The organism is Azohydromonas aeria (assembly GCF_009760915.1).
Classification (GTDB): Bacteria; Pseudomonadota; Gammaproteobacteria; order Burkholderiales; family Burkholderiaceae_C; genus Azohydromonas; species Azohydromonas aeria.
This window is the reverse complement of the sequence record NZ_VIDQ01000034.1, coordinates 1-16089: the sequence shown is the minus strand read 5'-3', so window position 1 is coordinate 16089 and position 16089 is coordinate 1. Positions and strand designations below refer to the sequence as shown.

Sequence of the window (16089 nt, the reverse complement as noted above, 5' to 3'; positions counted from 1 at the left end):
TCCTTGGCCATGCGCCCTCCCCGTGAGGAGACAAGTTCCATGTTGGACATCCACAAGGCGCTGGAAGAAGGCGCCATGAGCCGGTTTCAATGGCTGGCGGTCGCCATCTGCGTGATGCTGGTCATGCTCGACGGCTTTGACGTGCTGGTCATGGCCTTCACCGCGTCCAGCGTCGCTGCCGAATGGAAGCTCAGCGGTGCCGAGCTCGGCATGCTGTTCAGCGCCGGACTCGTCGGCATGGCCGTGGGCTCGCTGTTCGTGGCGCCGCTGGCCGACCGCATCGGGCGCCAGCGGGTGATCCTGCTGTGCCTGGCCGGCATCGCAGCGGGCATGCTGCTGTCGGCGCTGGCGCAAGGCGCCGTGCAGCTGGCGCTGCTGCGCGCGTTCACCGGCGTGGGCATCGGCGGCATGCTCGCCAGCGTCAGCGTCATCACGGCCGAGTTTTCCTCGCTCAAGTGGCGCAGCACCTGCGTGGGCCTGCAGGCGACGGGCTATCCGATCGGCGCCACCATCGGCGGGCTCATCGCCGCGTGGCTGCTGGAGCAGTACGGCTGGCGCTCGGTCTTCGTCTTCGGCGGCCTGAGCACCGCGGCCATGATCCCGGTGGTGCTGTGGCGTCTGCCGGAGTCGGTGGACTTCCTCGTCGCCCGCCGCCCGCAGCGCGCGCTGGAAAAGCTCAACCGGCTGCTGCGCCAGATGGGCCGCGCGGAGCTGTCGCAGCTGCCCGGGCGCGCGGCGGGCGAGGCCAGCACGGGCCATGCCGTGGCCGGCCTGTTCAGCAACGGCCTGGCCCGGCCGACGCTGCTGATCTGGGGTGCCTTCTTCCTGCTGATGTTCAGCTTCTACTTCGCGCTGAGCTGGACGCCCAAGCTGCTCGTGGCCGCGGGCCTGTCGGCCAAGCAGGGCATCACCGGCGGCGTGCTGCTGAACCTGGGCGGCATCGTCGGCGGCAGCCTGTTCGGCGCGCTGGCGGTGCGCATGAAGCTGGCCCGCCTCACGGCGATGAGCCTGCTGCTGACGGCCGTGTGCATGGCCGCCTTCGGCCTGGTGTCGGGCTCCCTGGGCCTGGCCTTCGCCGCGGCTTTCGGCATCGGACTGTTCATCTTTGCTTCGATGGCGGGCCTCTACGCCTTCGCGCCGGCCACCTACCCGGCGGCGGTGCGCACCACCGGCATGGGCTGGGCCATCGGCATCGGCCGCCTGGGCGCGATCCTGGCGCCGCTGAGCGCCGGCGTGCTGCTCGACGGCGGCTGGCAGCCTCCTGCGCTCTATTACGCCTACGCGCTGCCGTTGCTGGCAGCCCTGTGCGCGGTGCTGGCCACCGGCCGGCGGGCAGCGCCAGCGGCCACCGCGCGCCTGTCTTCCGCGCACTGACGCTGCAACCCTGCAGCCACGCTCCGCGTCTCACACCTCCCTTCAAGGATTGAGCATGTTCCTGAAAAATAGCTGGTACGTGGCCGCCCGGCCCGAGGAAATCGACGGCAAGCCGCTGGGCCGCAAGATCTGCAACGAGGCCATCGTCTTCTACCGCCAGGCCGACGGCTCGCCCGCGGCGGTGGAGGACTTCTGCCCGCACCGCGGCGCGCCCCTGTCGCTGGGCTACGTGTCCGACGGCAAGCTGGTGTGCGGCTACCACGGGCTGGAGATGGGCTGCGAGGGCAAGGCCATCGCCATGCCGGGCCAGCGCGTGCGCGGCTTCCCCTGCATCAAGAGCTATGCGGTGGTCGAGCGCCACGGCTTCATCTGGGTCTGGCCGGGCGAGAAGGACAAGGCCGATGCGGCGCTGATTCCCGAGTTGCACTGGGCCGACAGTCCCGAGTGGGCCTACGGCGGCGGCTACTACCACGTCAAGGCCGACTACCGGCTCATGATCGACAACCTGATGGACCTCACGCACGAGACCTACGTGCACTCGACTTCCATCGGCCAGAAGGAGATCGACGAGACGCCGTGCACGACCAAGGTGGAGGGCGACCACGTCACCACCAGCCGCTTCATGGACAAGGTGCCGGAGGCACCGCCCTTCTGGAAGCTGGCCCTGCGCGGCCACGGCCTGCCCGACAACCAGCCGGTGGACCGCTGGCAGATCTGCCACTTCACGCCGCCGACGCACGTGATGATCGAGGTCGGCGTGGCGCTGGCCGGCCACGGCGGCTACCACGCACCGGCGGACAAGAAGGTCTATGCCATCGTGGTGGACTTCATCACGCCCGAGACCGAGACCTCGCACCACTACTTCTGGGGCATGGCGCGCAACTTCAAGGCGCAGGACCCGGCACTGACCGTGGCCATCCGCGAAGGCCAGGGCAAGGTGTTCGCCGAGGACATGGAGATGCTGCAGCGCCAGCAGGCCAACCTGAGTGCCTGGCCCGAGCGCAAGCTGCTGATGCTCAACATCGACGCCGGCGGCATGCAGTCGCGCCGCGTCATCGACCGACTGTTGGCCGCGGAGAAGGCACCGCAGCCGTTGCCGGCGCAGGGCGCCGTGGCGGAGATGGCGCCATGAGCACCGCTGCCGCCACCCTGCGCGTGCTGGTGGCACGCAAGACCGCCGAGGCCGAGGACATCTGCAGCCTGGAGCTGGTCAGCACGGACGGCTCGGCGCTGCCGGGCTTTTCCGCGGGCTCGCACGTGGACGTGCACCTGCCCGGCGGCGTGGTGCGCCAGTACTCGCTGTGCAACGACCCCGCCGAGTCGCATCGCTACCTCGTGGCCGTGCTGCGCGACCCGGCCTCGCGCGGCGGCTCTGCGGCCGTGCACGACGCGGTGCAGGTCGGTGACACGCTCACCATCAGCGCACCGAAGAACCATTTCGCGCTGGCGCACGAGGCGAAGAAGAGCCTGCTGCTGGCCGGCGGCATCGGCGTCACGCCGATCCTGTGCATGGCCGAGCGCCTGGCGGTGACGGGCGCCGACTTCGAGATGCACTACGCCGCACGCTCGCGCGAGCGCATGGCCTTCGTTGACCGCATCCAGGGTTCGGGCTTCGCCGACAAGGTGCGGTTCCATTTCGACGACGGCACTGCGGCGCAGAAGCTCGACCTGAATGCGGTGCTGGCGCAGCCGGAGCCCGGCACGCACCTCTACGTCTGTGGCCCCAAGGGCTTCATGGATGCGGTGCTGGCCACGGCCCGCTCGCAAGGCTGGGGCGAGGAGCAGTTGCACTGGGAGTTCTTTGCCGGCGTGGAGGCCGCGCCGCGCGCGGACGACGGCAGCTTCGAGGTACAGCTCGCCAGCTCGGGCCGCGTCATCAGCATCGCCCCGGACAAGACCGTGACGCAGGCCCTGTCGGAAGCGGGGGTGGAGATCATGGTCTCGTGCGAGCAGGGGGTGTGCGGCACCTGCCTCACGCGCGTGCTGCAAGGCGAGGTGGATCACCGCGACGCATACCTCACGCCCGAGGAGCAGGCAGCCAACGACCAGTTCACGCCCTGCTGTTCGCGCTCGAAGTCGCCGCGGCTGGTGCTGGACCTGTGACTGCCGCACGACCATGAACCGGCACGGCCTGGGGCAGTTGTCCCGCGCCACGCGATGGTTGTCGATTTGCCGTTGCCATGCCTGACCTCGATACCTCCAGCGACGCCTTGTCCATCGACCTCTACGACCAGCCGGGACACCTGATACGACGTGCTCAGCAGATCGCGGTATCGGTATTCCACGAGAAGGTCGGGCACGACATCACGCCGGTCCAGTACGCGGTGCTGCGCATGCTGCAGACCGCGCCGGGCATCGACCAGAAGACGCTGGCGCAAGAGGTGGGTCTGGATACCTCGACCGCCGCCGACATCGCAGCGCGGCTGGAGGCCAAGGGGTGGATCGTGCGCCATCTCCTGCCCCGCCGCCAGCGGCAGCTGTTGCTCACGCCGGAAGGCCAGGCGATGCTGGAGCGCACCGTGCCGGGCGTGGCTGCCATGCAAGAGGTGCTGCTGGCCTCCCTGAATGTCACGGAACGACAGGATCTCTTGCGCTTGATGCGCAAGTTCGTGAACCTCGGCAACGAGCAAAGCCGCGCGCCGGTACGTTCCTGCCAGGAGAGAGCGATCGCGAGCCGCGATTGAGCTTTGCGTCCAGTTCGTCGGGCTCTTGTGCCGCGGGTCTGCGATTGCTTCACGGAGCGCCACAGCCATCACGTCGCCAACCCTGCCCATTTCGACCATACCCACCGCGCCCGTGGTGGCTCCGCCGCAGGACGTTTTCAAGCCACCAGCGGCACGGCTTGCGGAAGCTGTACGCGACGCACCAGCAGTTGATCCGCATTTGACAACGCCCATTCCCGACACCATGGCGAGCCGGGTCGCACTGCTGCAGTGCCCCTACCGCAGCTTGAACAGTGCCTTCACCTCTGCCGTAGGTAGCTGGCCGATCCAGGCTTCGCCCGTGCCGACGGTCATCTCGGCCAGCTCGCGCTTGGCGCGGATCATGTCGTTGATGCGCTCCTCGAAGGTGCCGCGCGTGATGAGGCGGTGCACCTGCACCTTGCGAAGCTGGCCGATGCGATAGGCGCGGTCGGTGGCCTGCGCCTCCACGGCCGGGTTCCACCACAGGTCGAAATGCACCACGTGGCTGGCCGCCGTGAGGTTCAGCCCCGTGCCGCCGGCCTTGAGCGAGAGCAGGAACACGCGCTGTCCGGGCTCGTCCTGGAAGCGCTCGACCATGCGGTCGCGCGCAGCGCGGCTGACGCCGCCGTGCAGGAACAGCGGCTCGCGGCCGTGGCGCTGCTGCAGCATGCGCGAGAGCAGCTCGCCCATCTCGCGAAACTGCGTGAACACCAGCGCCTTCTCCTGCCCCGCGGCGACCTCGTCGAGCAGCTCCAGCAGCCGCTCGGCCTTGCCCGAGGCCGCCGGGTCGGCCGCGCCCTGCTTGAGGTAGTGCGCCGGGTGGTTGCACACCTGCTTGAGCGCCAGGATCAGCTGCAGCACCAGGCCCTGGCGCTGGAAGGTGTCGGACTCCCCGTCGATGGCCGCCATCGCCTCGCGCACCACGCTCTCGTACAGCGCGGCCTGCGCCTTGGACAGTGCGCAGAACTGGTCCTGCTCCACCTTGTCGGGCAGGTCGCTGATGATGGTCCGGTCGGACTTGAGCCGGCGCAGCAGGAACGGCGCCATCACCCGGCGCAGCCGCTCGGCGGCCGCGGCGTCGCGGTGGGTCTGGATGGGCGTGGCGAACTCGCGCGTGAAATGCGTGGGCCCGCCCAGGTAGCCGTGCTGGGCGAAGTCCATGATCGACCAGTACTCCAGCAGCCGGTTCTCCACCGGCGTGCCGCTCATGGCGATGCGGTGCTGCGCGGGAATGGCCTTCACGGCCTTGGCCTGCGCGGCGCCGGGATTCTTGATGTTCTGCGCCTCGTCGATGACGACGACGCGCCAGGACAGCGCCTTGAGCGCCGCCAGCTCGCTGCGCGCCACGCCGTAGGTGGTCAGCAGCACGTCGGGTCGCTCCCGTGCCAGCTCGCGCCTGGCGCCGTGGAAAACCGCCACGCTCAGCGCCGGCGCAAATCGCGCCGCTTCCTTTTGCCAGTTGGTCAGCAGGCTGGTGGGCACGACCACGAGCGCGCGGCCGTCCTGCAGCGCCCCGTCCTGCTTGAGCCGCAGCAGCAGCGCCAGCACCTGCAGCGTCTTTCCTAACCCCATATCGTCGGCGATCACGCTGCCCAGCCCCATGCGCGCGTTGCGCCAGAGCCAGGCGTAGCCGCGCGCCTGATAGGGCCGCAGCGAGGCCTGCAGCCCGGCGGGCAGCGCTACTTCGTCCTCGCGCCGCAGCTGCTCGATGAGCCGCTGCGCGCCCGGGTCCAGGCCGACCGGTGCGCCGTCGATCTCGCCGGCCAGCGCGGCGCGCAAGAGCATGGCACCGTCGCTCCGGGGCGGGCGGGCCAGGCGCGCCTGCAGCGCCTCCACCTCGGCCGCATCGAGCATCACGTACTGGCCGCGGAACTTCACGACGCCGCGGGCCTGGCCGAGCAGGCGCGTGAACTCGGCGGCGCTGACCAACTCGTCGCCCAGGGCCACCTTCCAGTCGAAGGACAAGATCGAATCCGTGCCGAGCAGGCCCGCGCCGGCGCTGCCACCGGCACTGGCCTTGATCTGCATTGACAGCCGGGGCCGCAACAGCCGCTCCAGCGCCCGCGGCAACTGGATGCGGATGCCCATGAGACGCAGCGCCGGCAGCGTCAGCGACAGCAGCGCGGGCAGTTCCTCGGGCGCCACCGGCAGGGCCTGCCGCGCGCCCTGGCGCACGTGGTCGTGCAGCGGCGGGTGGAAGTCGGCGAGCATCGCCACCGTCCTGAGCACCTCCATGCGGTGCGGCAGGTCGGGCTGCGCGATGACCTCGGCCAGCGGCACCGGGGATTCGAGCGTCGCTTGCTCGTCGGCCACGGCCAGCGACAGCGTGAAGCCGTCGGTGTGTTCGGCCTCATCCAGGCGCAGCATCGGCATCCAGCGCTGGCGCGCCAGGTGCAGCCGCGCCAGCCAGGCGTGGATGCTGCCGGCCAGTGCGCCCTCGCCCGGACCATCGAAGCACACCTGGCCCGCGCCGAAGAACAGGTTCCAGGACTTGCCGCCACCGGACATCGCAGCCGAGGCGGTGTCCGCAGCCATCAGCCGCAGGTACAGATCGATCACGGCAGACAGGAGCACGCGCGCCTGCATGCGCGGCGCCAGCGGCACCCAGGCGCCGTCCGCGCGGCGCTGCACCAGCCCGGGCGGGAGCCCGGCCGCGGCCTGCAGCACCAGGCCGCGCACGCTGGCGTCCATCTCCGCTGCGCACCAGCGCAAGACCAATGTCCTGGCGTCCAGGCTGAAGACCTGGGGCACCACGGCACCCCGGGCGATGAGGTGCAGCGCCAGCAGGTGCAGGCCGTGCACAGCGGCGAGGTCCGTGCCCAGGTCGGGCAGCTGCTCGGCCCGTACGCCGGCCACCGCCGCCAGCAGCCCCGGCAGCGTGTCCAGCGCCCGGCCACCCAGCGTTGCGCCTGCAACGTCCAGAGAGGCGCGGCCGTCTGTCTGCAGGCGCAGGCGACCTTCGGGCAGTGGCGGCACCTGGCGGGCGGCGTCCGCGGCGGGCGCAGCCGCATCAAGCTGGCGCTGCGCCTCGCGCGCGATGCGGGCCACTGTCTTGTGCGCGAGCTCGCGGAAGTCGCCGCCGCGGTGGAACACCGGCTGCGCCGGCAGCAGCCGCCACAGCGGCTCGCACAGCTCGGGCACGGCCGTGAAGTCGATGAGTTGCAGCGCGCCCGGATCGTGGGCCAGCTCGGGCGCCGCCGCGGCCGCGTCGTCCTCGAACAGCGCCAGCGCGCTGGCGGGCAACGTGCGCTGCACCTCGGCCTCGACGGCCACGCCTTGCCGGCCCAGCAGCGCCAGCAGGTCGATGCCACGCAGCTTGAACACCAGGTAGGGATCGGCGTCGATCTCGCGGCTCAGCAGGTAGACCACCGCCGCCAGGTGCTTGCACGGCACGGCCCAGTCCGGACACGAGCACTGCATTTGCAGCTCGCTCCAGCGCCGCGGAAAGACGTGGAGCCCCAGCGCGTCGGCTTCCTGGAGCACCAGCGGGTCCAGCTCACGGTTGAGCAGCCGCGCGATCAGGCCCGGATTGGCCGCCAGCCGCTGCGCCAGCCGGGATGCATCGTTGTTGCCCAGGGACGGCACATGGATGTCCACCACGTAGGGCCGCGGGCGCGAGCCCTGCACGTGGGCCCGGACGTGGCCGTCGTCCACGTGCAGATCACGCACCGCGCCGCGGTTGGCGTAGGTGCGCCCACGCGGCAGCCGGTTGTCGTGATCGATCTGCGCCAGCGCCTGCAGCCACTGCGCGCCCCACCAGGTGGTGCCGTACGAGGTGCGGCTCACCGTTGCTGCGCCATCAGGCGGTTGTACGGGCCGTCAGGGCTGCTGGTTGGCTGCGTGGCGGCCGCCGTGGCGGGCAGCGCAGGTCTGTTGCGCATGCGCTCCCCACGCAGCCCGAGCGGCGGCAGCCGGGTCACGCCCGCCCGCTGCGTCGGCCCAGGCCTTCGGCCAGCAGCGCCAGCACCAGCGAGTTCAGCGACACGCCCTCGGCACGCGCGCGACGTGCAAGTTGGGCGTGGACGCTCTTGGGCACGCGCGTGACGAACTTGCCCGACAGATCAGGGGCTGCGACGTCGTCGGGCTTGAAGGTGGGTGCCGGAATGTCGCGGCCCATGTCCGCCAGTGCCGCAACGGCCGACTCGAAGGCGTCGCGCGCGTTGCGCAAGGCGTCCTCGACGCTGTCGCCATCGGCCATGACGCCCGGCAGGTCCGGGAACGTGACGAGGTAGCCGCCGCCGTCCTCCTCGCTGAGGTGGCTGACGAGCCGCGCGTAGTCCTCGAAGGGATACGGCGGGCGAGCGGGCTCGATGGACTTGACGTCGCTCATGGCTCAATTCCTTGGGTGCGATCGATGAGGGCCACGAACTGCTTGACGTAGATGGCCTTGATCGGTCGGTGAGCGGGCACGGTCACGATGTCAGGGACCGCTGGGTGCGAGAAGACGTGATGGCTGCCGCCGCTGTTGCGGCATTCGAGACCATGACGCCGCGCCACCGCGAGCAGCTGCTCCATCGACCAGTCGCGCGGGTTCTGGCGCATGGCCTGCAGCAGCTTGGTCGCGGTGTTCATCCGGCAATAGTATCAACTTCGATACTATCTCTTCATGTCCGATCTCTACGTTGTTCATTGATAATCCTTATTATCAATAACGACACTTAAGGCAAACAAGGTGCCCCGTTCGTGACTCGGAGGGTTCCGGTTGCTGACCCGACAAGCACTTGGCAGCAGGCGTGCGGCACGCTGGTCCCGCGGTTGCGGGTACACGGCAACGCTGCTCGGCCCAGCTCAGCTCAGTTCAGCTCGGCAGCATCCCGGCCCCGGGCTCGTCAGGCGGTTCGAAGAATCGTTCTTCTCGCCGTCTCCGTCTTCAACAAGGCAGGCCCAGGTCATTTCGGCAGCGCCTGAACGAGGACAGCCTCGATGGGCCGCTTCAGGTTTCGCCAAGCCGTTGATTCTCAAGGGGTGACCTACCAGGTCACGCCCATTGGCCGCGCCTGCTCCACGGCAGGGAGGCATGGCGGGCACTGGCCAGGATGGTCGTCATCTCGTGACGGTCAACACCTCGATGTCCTGCCCGGCCACGCACGCCAGCGCCCGCTCGATGGCGGCGCTGATCCACGCCGGATCGTTCCCGAAGGCGCCGCCACCCAGCCGCGTGAGCAGCACGCGACGCGAGGCGCCACGGCGGGCATTGAGCACGCCGGCCAGCAGCGTGGCCTCGTAGGCGGCCTCCAGCACCAGCCGCGCCAGCGGTTCCCAAGCCTTGCTTGGTGGATCGCCGTAGGCCACGGGCATGGCCGAGCAGTAAGCCTGCGTCACCAACGGCCCCGGAGATTGCATCGCATCGGTGACCTCGACGTCCCCGTGCAGCCCGATGCGCAACAGCCCGCGCAGCCGGTCGAGTTCCGCAGCATCGGCCGCGGCCAGCTGCCTGGAGACCCGCGAGAGCCCGTCGGTGCTGCACAGCGCATAGCCATTGCGCCAGGTCCACAGCGGCTGCGCGTCGTGGCCGAGGGCCGTGCCCAGGTCGGCGAGGGTGTCGATCTGGCGCCCGGCGCGCTGCCCCCGGTCGCCGCCCAGCGGCACCAGGTAATTGCGGTAGATGGTGCCGGCGCCGGCGGCCATCGCGCAGGCAGGGCCTTGAGTGGGGTCGCCGGCATAACGGCTCACGCCGTGTTCCGGGCTGATGCCGGGCCCCACCATCTCCAGCAGGTTGAATTGCGAGGCAACCTGGATCAGGGCACCGCGCTGCTCCCGTGCTTGGTGCAGCGCACGGATGTCACCGCGCAGCACGCCGGGCACCGGCGGCCGGCCCTCGGGCCGCACTGCGGCGCGCCTGCGCAGATCGTCCAGCGACACGACTTCGAGCCGCCCCATCGCGAAGCGTCGGCCCGTGGCAACGTTCACCAGGCAATCGTCCTCAACGCGCAGCCGTTGTTGGGTGTGCCCGTAGCCCTCTTCCCGAAAGCCGGTGATGCGTTCGAACCAGTCCACGCCGCCCTCCCTGCGTCCGTGATGTCACCCATCTTCCACCATTGCGCAGGGCACACCACGGGGCCCGCTGCACTGCTTCCCGGCCCAGCGGCTGGAGTCACAAAACGATCGGCGCCGATCCGGACCAAGCCGGATCGGCACCCCGTCAGTCGAAAAAAAAGCGGTCCCCAAGGACCGCTTCGATTTCACGCAAGTTGTTGATTCATATGGGATGACCTACTAGGTCACGGCGGCTGCGGCCTTCCTGGCCAGCTCCTGCAGCACGGCCTCGATGCGCTTCGCGGCTTCAGCGGCGTCAAGCTCGCTGGCCAGGTCCACGCGCAGCGTACTGCCCACCACGCGCAGCTCGGCGAACTTGAAGCGGCCAGCCTTGATCTGCAGCGGCGCCGCAGCCGGCCGCGGTGCGCGCGGCACGGAGCGCACGCGGCGCACGGCCTGCTGCTGCGGGATCCTGCCTTCCACGACCAGGCGCACCGCCTCGGTCACCTGCGCGGCAGTCTCAGGTGTGCACACCTTGGCCAGCTCGTCGGCGCAGTTGGCGCCGATCCGCTCCGGATGGCGCTCGATCTCGGCCAGGGCCTCGGCCGGCAGCCTGGCAAACGAGAACAGCTTGTTGATCGTGGTGCGCGGCACGCCGGCCAGGCGTGCCATCTCGGCGATGGAAGCGCCCGTGGCCTTCTGCTCGCGTTCGAAGCCCCTGAACTTCTCGTAGTCGGGCAGGTCGTGGGCGATGAGGTTGGCGTAGAACGCGGCGCGCTCGGCCAGTTGCTCGCCGACGTCCAGCACCGAAACCCGGATCGTCGCCTTGCCCAGCTCGCGGTAGACCGCCAGGCGGTTCTCGCCGCTGACCACCTCGAAGCGGCCGCCGGGCTTCGGCCGAACCGTGATCGGGTGCACCAGCGGGTTGACACGCAGGTTCTCCAGCAGCTCGGCGTACTGCTCGGCGCTGAGCTTGCGCCGGCGGCCGGGCACGCTGTCGAGCTGGTCCAGCGCCACCTCGACCGGCGGGCGCTTGTCGAGCTCGGCCTGCAGCTCGGCCACGCGGGCCTCGGCCTGCTCGATGCGGTTGACGCCCTCGGTGCGCAGCGTGCGCGTGGGCGCGGCGCCGCCGACGTACTCGGGCGGCGGAATCTCCACCGGCTTGCCGGCCGCCAGCGTGGCCGCGCCGCGGGCGCGCAGTTCCTTGAAGCTCATTGGGCGCCCTTCCAGGTGGTCGCGATGGTGAGGTTGTCGATGGCCAGGGCCACGGCGTCGCTGGCGTCGCGCAGCTTGGCGTAGGTGCGCGCACTGCCCTCGTAGCGGGTGGCGGTGGTGTCGTAGAGCGTGCCGAATTGCAGCCCGCTGGTGCTGGTGACGGGGCTGCGCGGGATGTCGGTGGGCAGCACGCAGCCGCCGTAGGTCTGCAGGATGAGGTCGCGCACGATGCCGCTGGCCACGTTGTTGGCGTCCACCTTGGTGAGCAGCACGCGCACCCAGTCGAACTCCTTGGCCACGCCGTAGAGGTCGCGCAGCGTCACGAGCAGGTCACGCTGCATGCCCCAGTACGCCACGGAGCTGGCGTAGTCGAGCATCTCCGGCGGCAGCGGCATCAGCAAACCGTCGGCGGCGATGCCGGCATTCACGGCCATGTAGCTGAGGCTGGGGGCCGTGTCGATGATGATGTAGTCGTAGCGCGAGCGCAGCGGCTGCAGCGCCCTGTCCAGCAGCGACCACCAGCCGGCCACGCCCTGCGTCGAGGCACGGTAGAGAAAGGCATCGGCCGAGTACAGGTCGGGCATCGCCGGCACGATGTCCATGCCGTCCCAGTAGCTGGCGCGCACCGCGTAGCCGAGATCCTGCACCCGGCTTTCCGGGTCGAACACGCGCAGCGCGGTGTCGTTCTCGGTCACGTCCGTGCCCGGCAGCCAGCCGGCCATGGCCGTGGCGCTGCCTTGCGGATCCAGGTCCACGACCAGCACGTCGCGGCCCAGCAGCGTCAGCGCCTGGGCCAGCTGCACGGCCGTGGTGGTCTTGGCGACCCCGCCCTTGAAGTTGACAACGGACAGCGTGGCCGCCTGCGCGCCTTCGGGCCGGCGCGGCCGCTTCGTCAGCGACTTCACCCAGGCGCGCACCTCGGCCAGCGTATAGGAACGCCTGCCGCCAGGCATAGGCACGCCCGGCGGCAGGCCACGCTCGGCACGCGAGCGCAGGTAGATCTGCTGCTTGGTGTCGATCCCGCACAGGTCCGCCACCAGGCCGCTGTGGAAAGTGGGTGCGACCTTGTGCGGCTTGGGTTCGAGCATGCGGGTGCGCAGGTCACCCAGGTAATGGCGCCCGGTCACGTTGAGCGCATGCAGCGCATCCAGCCCAACGGGCGATGGAACAGCCTCCGGCATCTTGTTTCCCTCGATTAGCATTTGCGGCGCGATTTTGCCTTGCCGGTGCTAATCGGCACAAACGATGCGTTGCACGCTCGCTGCAGCGTTCGCCGTTTGACCAGAGGCACAGGGTTGAGCGGCATGCCGATTTGCCGTGGCTTGCTGTTGACGGCCTTGGCGTTCGCCGTTTGACCAGAGGACCGAAGCCGAGCGGTGAACCGGCTTTCTTCTGGACAGCCCTGGGCGTTGGCGTGCCGATCGTTCGCCGTATGACCAGCGGTGCAGGCTTGGAGGTTAAAAGACAGGTTAAGCGCTGTGGAAAAGTGCCCCAACGCTTTGACAGGCAATGACTTTTCGGAATGCCCCGTAGGTCAAACGGCGAACGGCCTCTGGTCAAACGGCGAAGGCTGTGGACAAGGTGCTGGTCAAACGGCGAATCAGCCCTCTGGTCAAACGGCGAATGCGGCAGTTGGCGGCGTGCTTGCGCGGTTGGTCAAACGGCGAACATTGCTGGTCAAACGGCGAATGGCCCGTGATAGCGTGCCGGCAGCTCCCCGTTGCCCGCTCATGAGCATTCCCAAGGACTCCGTCATCACGCCTGCCCGGCAGGCCCGCATCGAGGCTGCCCGCCGCAGTGCCCGCGCCGTCGAGCCCGAGCCGGAGCAACTGCAACTCGACATCTGGCCCGAGCGAGTGCGGGCGCTGCCCAACGCCATGGCGCGCTGTGCCCTGTTCACGGCCGCCGGCAAGCGCGAACCCCGTGCCGCCTTGCAGCGCACGCGGCTGGTGAGCCTGGCCGACATCGAGGTGATGTACACCGGCGAGGAGTTGCGCCAGGACGACCAGGACGTCTGGCTGCAGGTGGTGCACATGGCACGTACCGCGGCGCTGGGTGACACCGTCGAGCTCACCGGGCACGCGCTGCTGCAGGCCCTGGGCTGGGGCCGCGGCGCGGATCGGTACGAGCGGGTGCGGGCGAGCATCCAGCGCATGACCGAAGCCACGGTCTGGATCACCAGCCCCGGACAGGTTCATGGCTGGAGCGGGCGGCTCATCGGCGAGTTTGCCTGGCGCGACGAGGACGGGCAGGGCAGCGCGACGTGGCGCGTGAAGCTCGATACGAAAGTGGTGGCCCTGTTCGCGCCGGTGGACGTTTCCTGGATCGAATGGGAGCAGCGGCTCAAGCTCAGGCCGCTGGCGAAGTGGCTGCACAGTTTCTACGCCAGCCACCGGGAGCCTCACCCGTACCGGGTCGCCACGCTGCACCAGCTCTGCGGCTCACGGTCCAACCGGCTGGCGAACTTCCGCAACGACGTGAAGAAATCGCTGGATGAACTGGTGAACGAGGGATTCCTCGCCAGCTGGGCGCACGACCCGCGCGGCGACACCATCAGCGTGACGAGACGGCCGCGCGTGCGGGGCGTCCTGGAACTGGCCGTCTGAAGCCGTTCGCGGACTGACGGGTCGGCGTTGCCGAGCCGGCATGCGCCTGGCCGGCAAGCCAGCCATCGCTGCCGGCACGGCGCGGCACTCCCTCATTCAAGGGCCCCCCAGCGGGCCCGATACGGGCTGCTCTCCCTGGAGCGCCGAGCCCGTGCAACGCCGTTCATGGTTTTTCCGTGCTTGTCCGCTGACTTTCCGGATCGCCCAATGTTTGTAACCAATTCATACAAACGGGGAGGGCGGTGGCATGGAGGAGTTGCTGGCGCTTTACGAGGCGGAGATGCGCCGCCTGTGCTCGGAGGCCGCTGCCTTCGCGCAGGACCACGAGGCCCTGGCGCGGGTGCTGGAGATCACCGGCGAGGGCCACAGCGAGGACCCGCAGGTGCAGCGCCTGATGCAGGGCGCGGCGCTGCTGAGCGCACGCGCCGTGCAGCGCATCGAGGACCGCTACGCCGGCTTCACGTTCCCGCTGCTGCATGAACTGTTCCCGCAGGCGCTGCGGCCGTTCCCGGCCTGCGCCATCGCCGCCTGCGGGCCCGATCCCCAGGCGCCGCCGCCGGCGCAGGCACTGGCGCTGCCGCGCGGCACGCGGCTGAAGGCGCCCGCCGTGCGCGGCGTGCGTTGCGAGTTCCGCAGCGCCTTCGACGTGACGCTGTGGCCGCTGCGCGTGGCGGGCATGAGCTTTCACGCCGGCAGCGGCGCGGCCGCGGGCGCGCCGCTGCCCCAGGGCACGGCGGCGCTGCTGTCGTTGCGCCTTCAACTGACCGCCGGGGAGGCCACCTGGCCCTCACCGGTGCAGCCACCGCTGCGGCTGTTCCTGGGCGGCGAGGCGGCGCAAGCCGCGGTGCTGCGCGAGGCGCTGTGCGGCGCGGTGCTGGGCGTGCTGGTGCAGGCCGACGCCGGGCCCTGGCGCGCCGCGGCCGGCAGCCTGCCGCGCGCGGTGGGCTTCGCGCCAGCAGAGGCGCTGCCGGACGGCGGCGCGTTCCTGCATCCCGCGCAGCGGCTGCTGGCGGAGTTCTTCGCCTTCCCGAGCAAGTTCGACTTCATCGACCTGCCCTGGCCGGCCGAGCTGCAGGGCATGGCCGCGCGCGAGGTGACGCTGCACTTCGCGCTGGATGCCTCGGCCGCCTCCGGCGCGCCGGCCCGGGTGCTCGAAGGCGTGCGCGGGCACGACCTGGTGCCAGGCTGCACGCCGGTGGTCAACCTGTTCGAGCGGCGCGTCCAGCCCGTGCCCGTGGCGCGGGAGGTGGCGCAGTACACGGTGGCGGCCGATGCGGATGGCCCCTGGGCGGCAGAGCTCTACGCCATCGAGCGGCTGCACTGGGCGCCGCCGCAGTCCCGGCCGTTGCGGGAAGTGCTGCCGCTGTACTCGCTGCGCTACGGCGGGCGGCCGGCCCAGGACGTGCTGGCCTGGAAGCCGGCGAAGGACGGTCTTGACGACGGCGGCGGCACCGCGGCGGCGCTGCGGATCGCGGTCATCGACGACGCCATGCAGCCCGTGGCGCTGGACGGCGGCGCGCTCTCGGCTGAGATCCTGGCCACCAATGGCGCACTGCCTGAAGCACTCGATGCCGGCGCGCTGCTGGAACCGGAGGGCGCCGGCGCGACCTGCCACGCGCGGCTGCTGCAGCGGCCCACGCCAAGCCGGCGCTTCGACCTGCGCGGCGAGGCGCCGTGGCGGTTGATCTCGCACCTGTCGCCGAACCCGCTGTGGCTCGACGGCCAGGGCGTCGAAGCGCTGCGCGAGCTGCTGTGCCTTTATGACCTCTCGGGCTGCGGCGCCGGCGCGCGCCTGGCGCAGGGGCTGCTCGCCATCGAGTCCCGGGCCGTGTCGGCCTGGCTGTACCTGCCCGAAGCCTACATGGCGCGAGGCACGGAAGTGAGGCTGACGGTGGACGCGGCCTGCTTCGCGCCGCCCGGGCTGCAGCTCTTCGCGCAGGTGCTGGAGCACTGGCTCACCCAGCACGTCCACCGGGACAGTTTCATTCGTCTCAAGCTGCTGTGCGCCCATGGCGCCGTGCTGTTCGGCGGCGAGGTACGCCAGGGCGTAAAGCCGCTGCTGTAGCCCGACCCCGCCGACCGGAGCCTTCGAACTATGAACCTTCGCGACCTTGGCGGCGATGCGCTGTCCCTGTGGCTGGACCAGGACCGCCGCCCGATCCGGCTGCGCTTCGCGCGACGCGTGGGTGAGCACCTGGACGACGTGCTGCTGCCGCAGCGGCTGCACGTCAGCG

12 protein-coding genes are annotated in these 16089 nt (G+C 70.0%); 6 read left to right on the top strand and 6 right to left on the bottom strand.

What is annotated here, in order from left to right; genetic code table 11:
- The first annotated feature begins 39 nt into the window (after nt 1-39).
- The 4 genes from FJ694_RS19330 (at nt 40) to FJ694_RS19315 (ending at nt 4058) form a co-directional block, all read left to right on the top strand.
- Entirely contained in the window at nt 40-1374 is a 1335-nt protein-coding gene (locus FJ694_RS19330; RefSeq protein WP_157268962.1) for an MFS transporter, read from the top strand.
- Between the two features lie 55 nt (nt 1375-1429).
- Nucleotides 1430-2506, top strand: a complete 1077-nt coding sequence (locus tag FJ694_RS19325) for an aromatic ring-hydroxylating dioxygenase subunit alpha (RefSeq protein ID WP_157268961.1) — start codon at nt 1430-1432, stop codon at nt 2504-2506.
- The gene (locus FJ694_RS19320; protein ID WP_157268960.1) at nt 2503-3477 is read left to right on the top strand and encodes a PDR/VanB family oxidoreductase; all 975 of its coding nucleotides are present in this window, start codon (nt 2503-2505) and stop codon (nt 3475-3477) included. The genes FJ694_RS19325 and FJ694_RS19320 overlap by 4 nt, the downstream gene beginning before the upstream one ends.
- Nucleotides 3478-3554: 77 nt before the next feature.
- A complete protein-coding gene (locus tag FJ694_RS19315; RefSeq protein WP_157268959.1) occupies nt 3555-4058 on the top strand; it encodes a MarR family winged helix-turn-helix transcriptional regulator in 504 nt (167 codons plus the stop codon).
- Nucleotides 4059-4313: 255 nt separating this feature from the next.
- Here FJ694_RS19315 and FJ694_RS19310 read toward each other — a convergent pair whose 3' ends face one another.
- From FJ694_RS19310 to FJ694_RS19285, 6 genes are all read right to left on the bottom strand, one after another.
- Nucleotides 4314-7844 (bottom strand): SNF2-related protein, encoded by a 3531-nt coding sequence (locus tag FJ694_RS19310; protein ID WP_157268958.1) that lies wholly within the window; start codon nt 7842-7844, stop codon nt 4314-4316.
- Nucleotides 7845-7974: 130 nt separating this feature from the next.
- The gene (locus FJ694_RS19305) at nt 7975-8388 is read right to left on the bottom strand and encodes a type II toxin-antitoxin system HicB family antitoxin (RefSeq protein WP_157268957.1); all 414 of its coding nucleotides are present in this window, start codon (nt 8386-8388) and stop codon (nt 7975-7977) included.
- Nucleotides 8385-8630: a type II toxin-antitoxin system HicA family toxin gene (locus tag FJ694_RS19300; protein WP_157268956.1), complete on the bottom strand. Its 246-nt coding sequence runs from the start codon at nt 8628-8630 to the stop codon at nt 8385-8387. The genes FJ694_RS19305 and FJ694_RS19300 overlap by 4 nt, the downstream gene beginning before the upstream one ends.
- A 471-nt stretch (nt 8631-9101) precedes the next feature.
- Complete coding sequence (locus FJ694_RS19295) at nt 9102-10055, bottom strand: hypothetical protein (RefSeq protein ID WP_157268955.1); 954 nt, start codon at nt 10053-10055, stop codon at nt 9102-9104.
- A 219-nt stretch (nt 10056-10274) separates the two neighbouring features.
- Nucleotides 10275-11249 carry a ParB/RepB/Spo0J family partition protein gene (locus FJ694_RS19290; protein WP_157268954.1) on the bottom strand — a complete coding sequence of 325 codons (975 nt, stop codon included), beginning with the start codon at nt 11247-11249 and terminating at the stop codon, nt 10275-10277.
- Nucleotides 11246-12430 carry an AAA family ATPase gene (locus FJ694_RS19285; RefSeq protein ID WP_157268953.1) on the bottom strand — a complete coding sequence of 395 codons (1185 nt, stop codon included), beginning with the start codon at nt 12428-12430 and terminating at the stop codon, nt 11246-11248. The genes FJ694_RS19290 and FJ694_RS19285 overlap by 4 nt, the downstream gene beginning before the upstream one ends.
- A gap of 549 nt (nt 12431-12979) precedes the next feature.
- Here FJ694_RS19285 and trfA point away from each other — a divergent pair.
- Entirely contained in the window at nt 12980-13855 is an 876-nt protein-coding gene (gene trfA, locus FJ694_RS19280) for a plasmid replication initiator TrfA (protein WP_157268952.1), read from the top strand.
- 247 nt (nt 13856-14102) lie between these two features.
- Nucleotides 14103-15920: a type VI secretion system baseplate subunit TssF gene (gene tssF / locus FJ694_RS19275; RefSeq protein ID WP_157268951.1), complete on the top strand. Its 1818-nt coding sequence runs from the start codon at nt 14103-14105 to the stop codon at nt 15918-15920.
- Nucleotides 15921-16089 lie beyond the last annotated feature (169 nt).

Bases quoted from the DNA above. Each gene is read 5' to 3' on its own strand.
- tssF (WP_157268951.1), top strand. From the start codon at position 14,103: ATGGAGGAGTTGCTGGCGCTTTACGAGGCGGAGATGCGCCGCCTGTGC.
- FJ694_RS19300 (WP_157268956.1), bottom strand. From the start codon at position 8,630: ATGAACACCGCGACCAAGCTGCTGCAGGCCATGCGCCAGAACCCGCGC.
- trfA (WP_157268952.1), top strand. From the start codon at position 12,980: ATGAGCATTCCCAAGGACTCCGTCATCACGCCTGCCCGGCAGGCCCGC.
- FJ694_RS19285 (WP_157268953.1), bottom strand. From the start codon at position 12,430: ATGCCGGAGGCTGTTCCATCGCCCGTTGGGCTGGATGCGCTGCATGCG.
- FJ694_RS19330 (WP_157268962.1), top strand. From the start codon at position 40: ATGTTGGACATCCACAAGGCGCTGGAAGAAGGCGCCATGAGCCGGTTT.
- FJ694_RS19315 (WP_157268959.1), top strand. From the start codon at position 3,555: ATGCCTGACCTCGATACCTCCAGCGACGCCTTGTCCATCGACCTCTAC.
- FJ694_RS19290 (WP_157268954.1), bottom strand. From the start codon at position 11,249: ATGAGCTTCAAGGAACTGCGCGCCCGCGGCGCGGCCACGCTGGCGGCC.
- FJ694_RS19305 (WP_157268957.1), bottom strand. From the start codon at position 8,388: ATGAGCGACGTCAAGTCCATCGAGCCCGCTCGCCCGCCGTATCCCTTC.
- FJ694_RS19325 (WP_157268961.1), top strand. From the start codon at position 1,430: ATGTTCCTGAAAAATAGCTGGTACGTGGCCGCCCGGCCCGAGGAAATC.
- FJ694_RS19320 (WP_157268960.1), top strand. From the start codon at position 2,503: ATGAGCACCGCTGCCGCCACCCTGCGCGTGCTGGTGGCACGCAAGACC.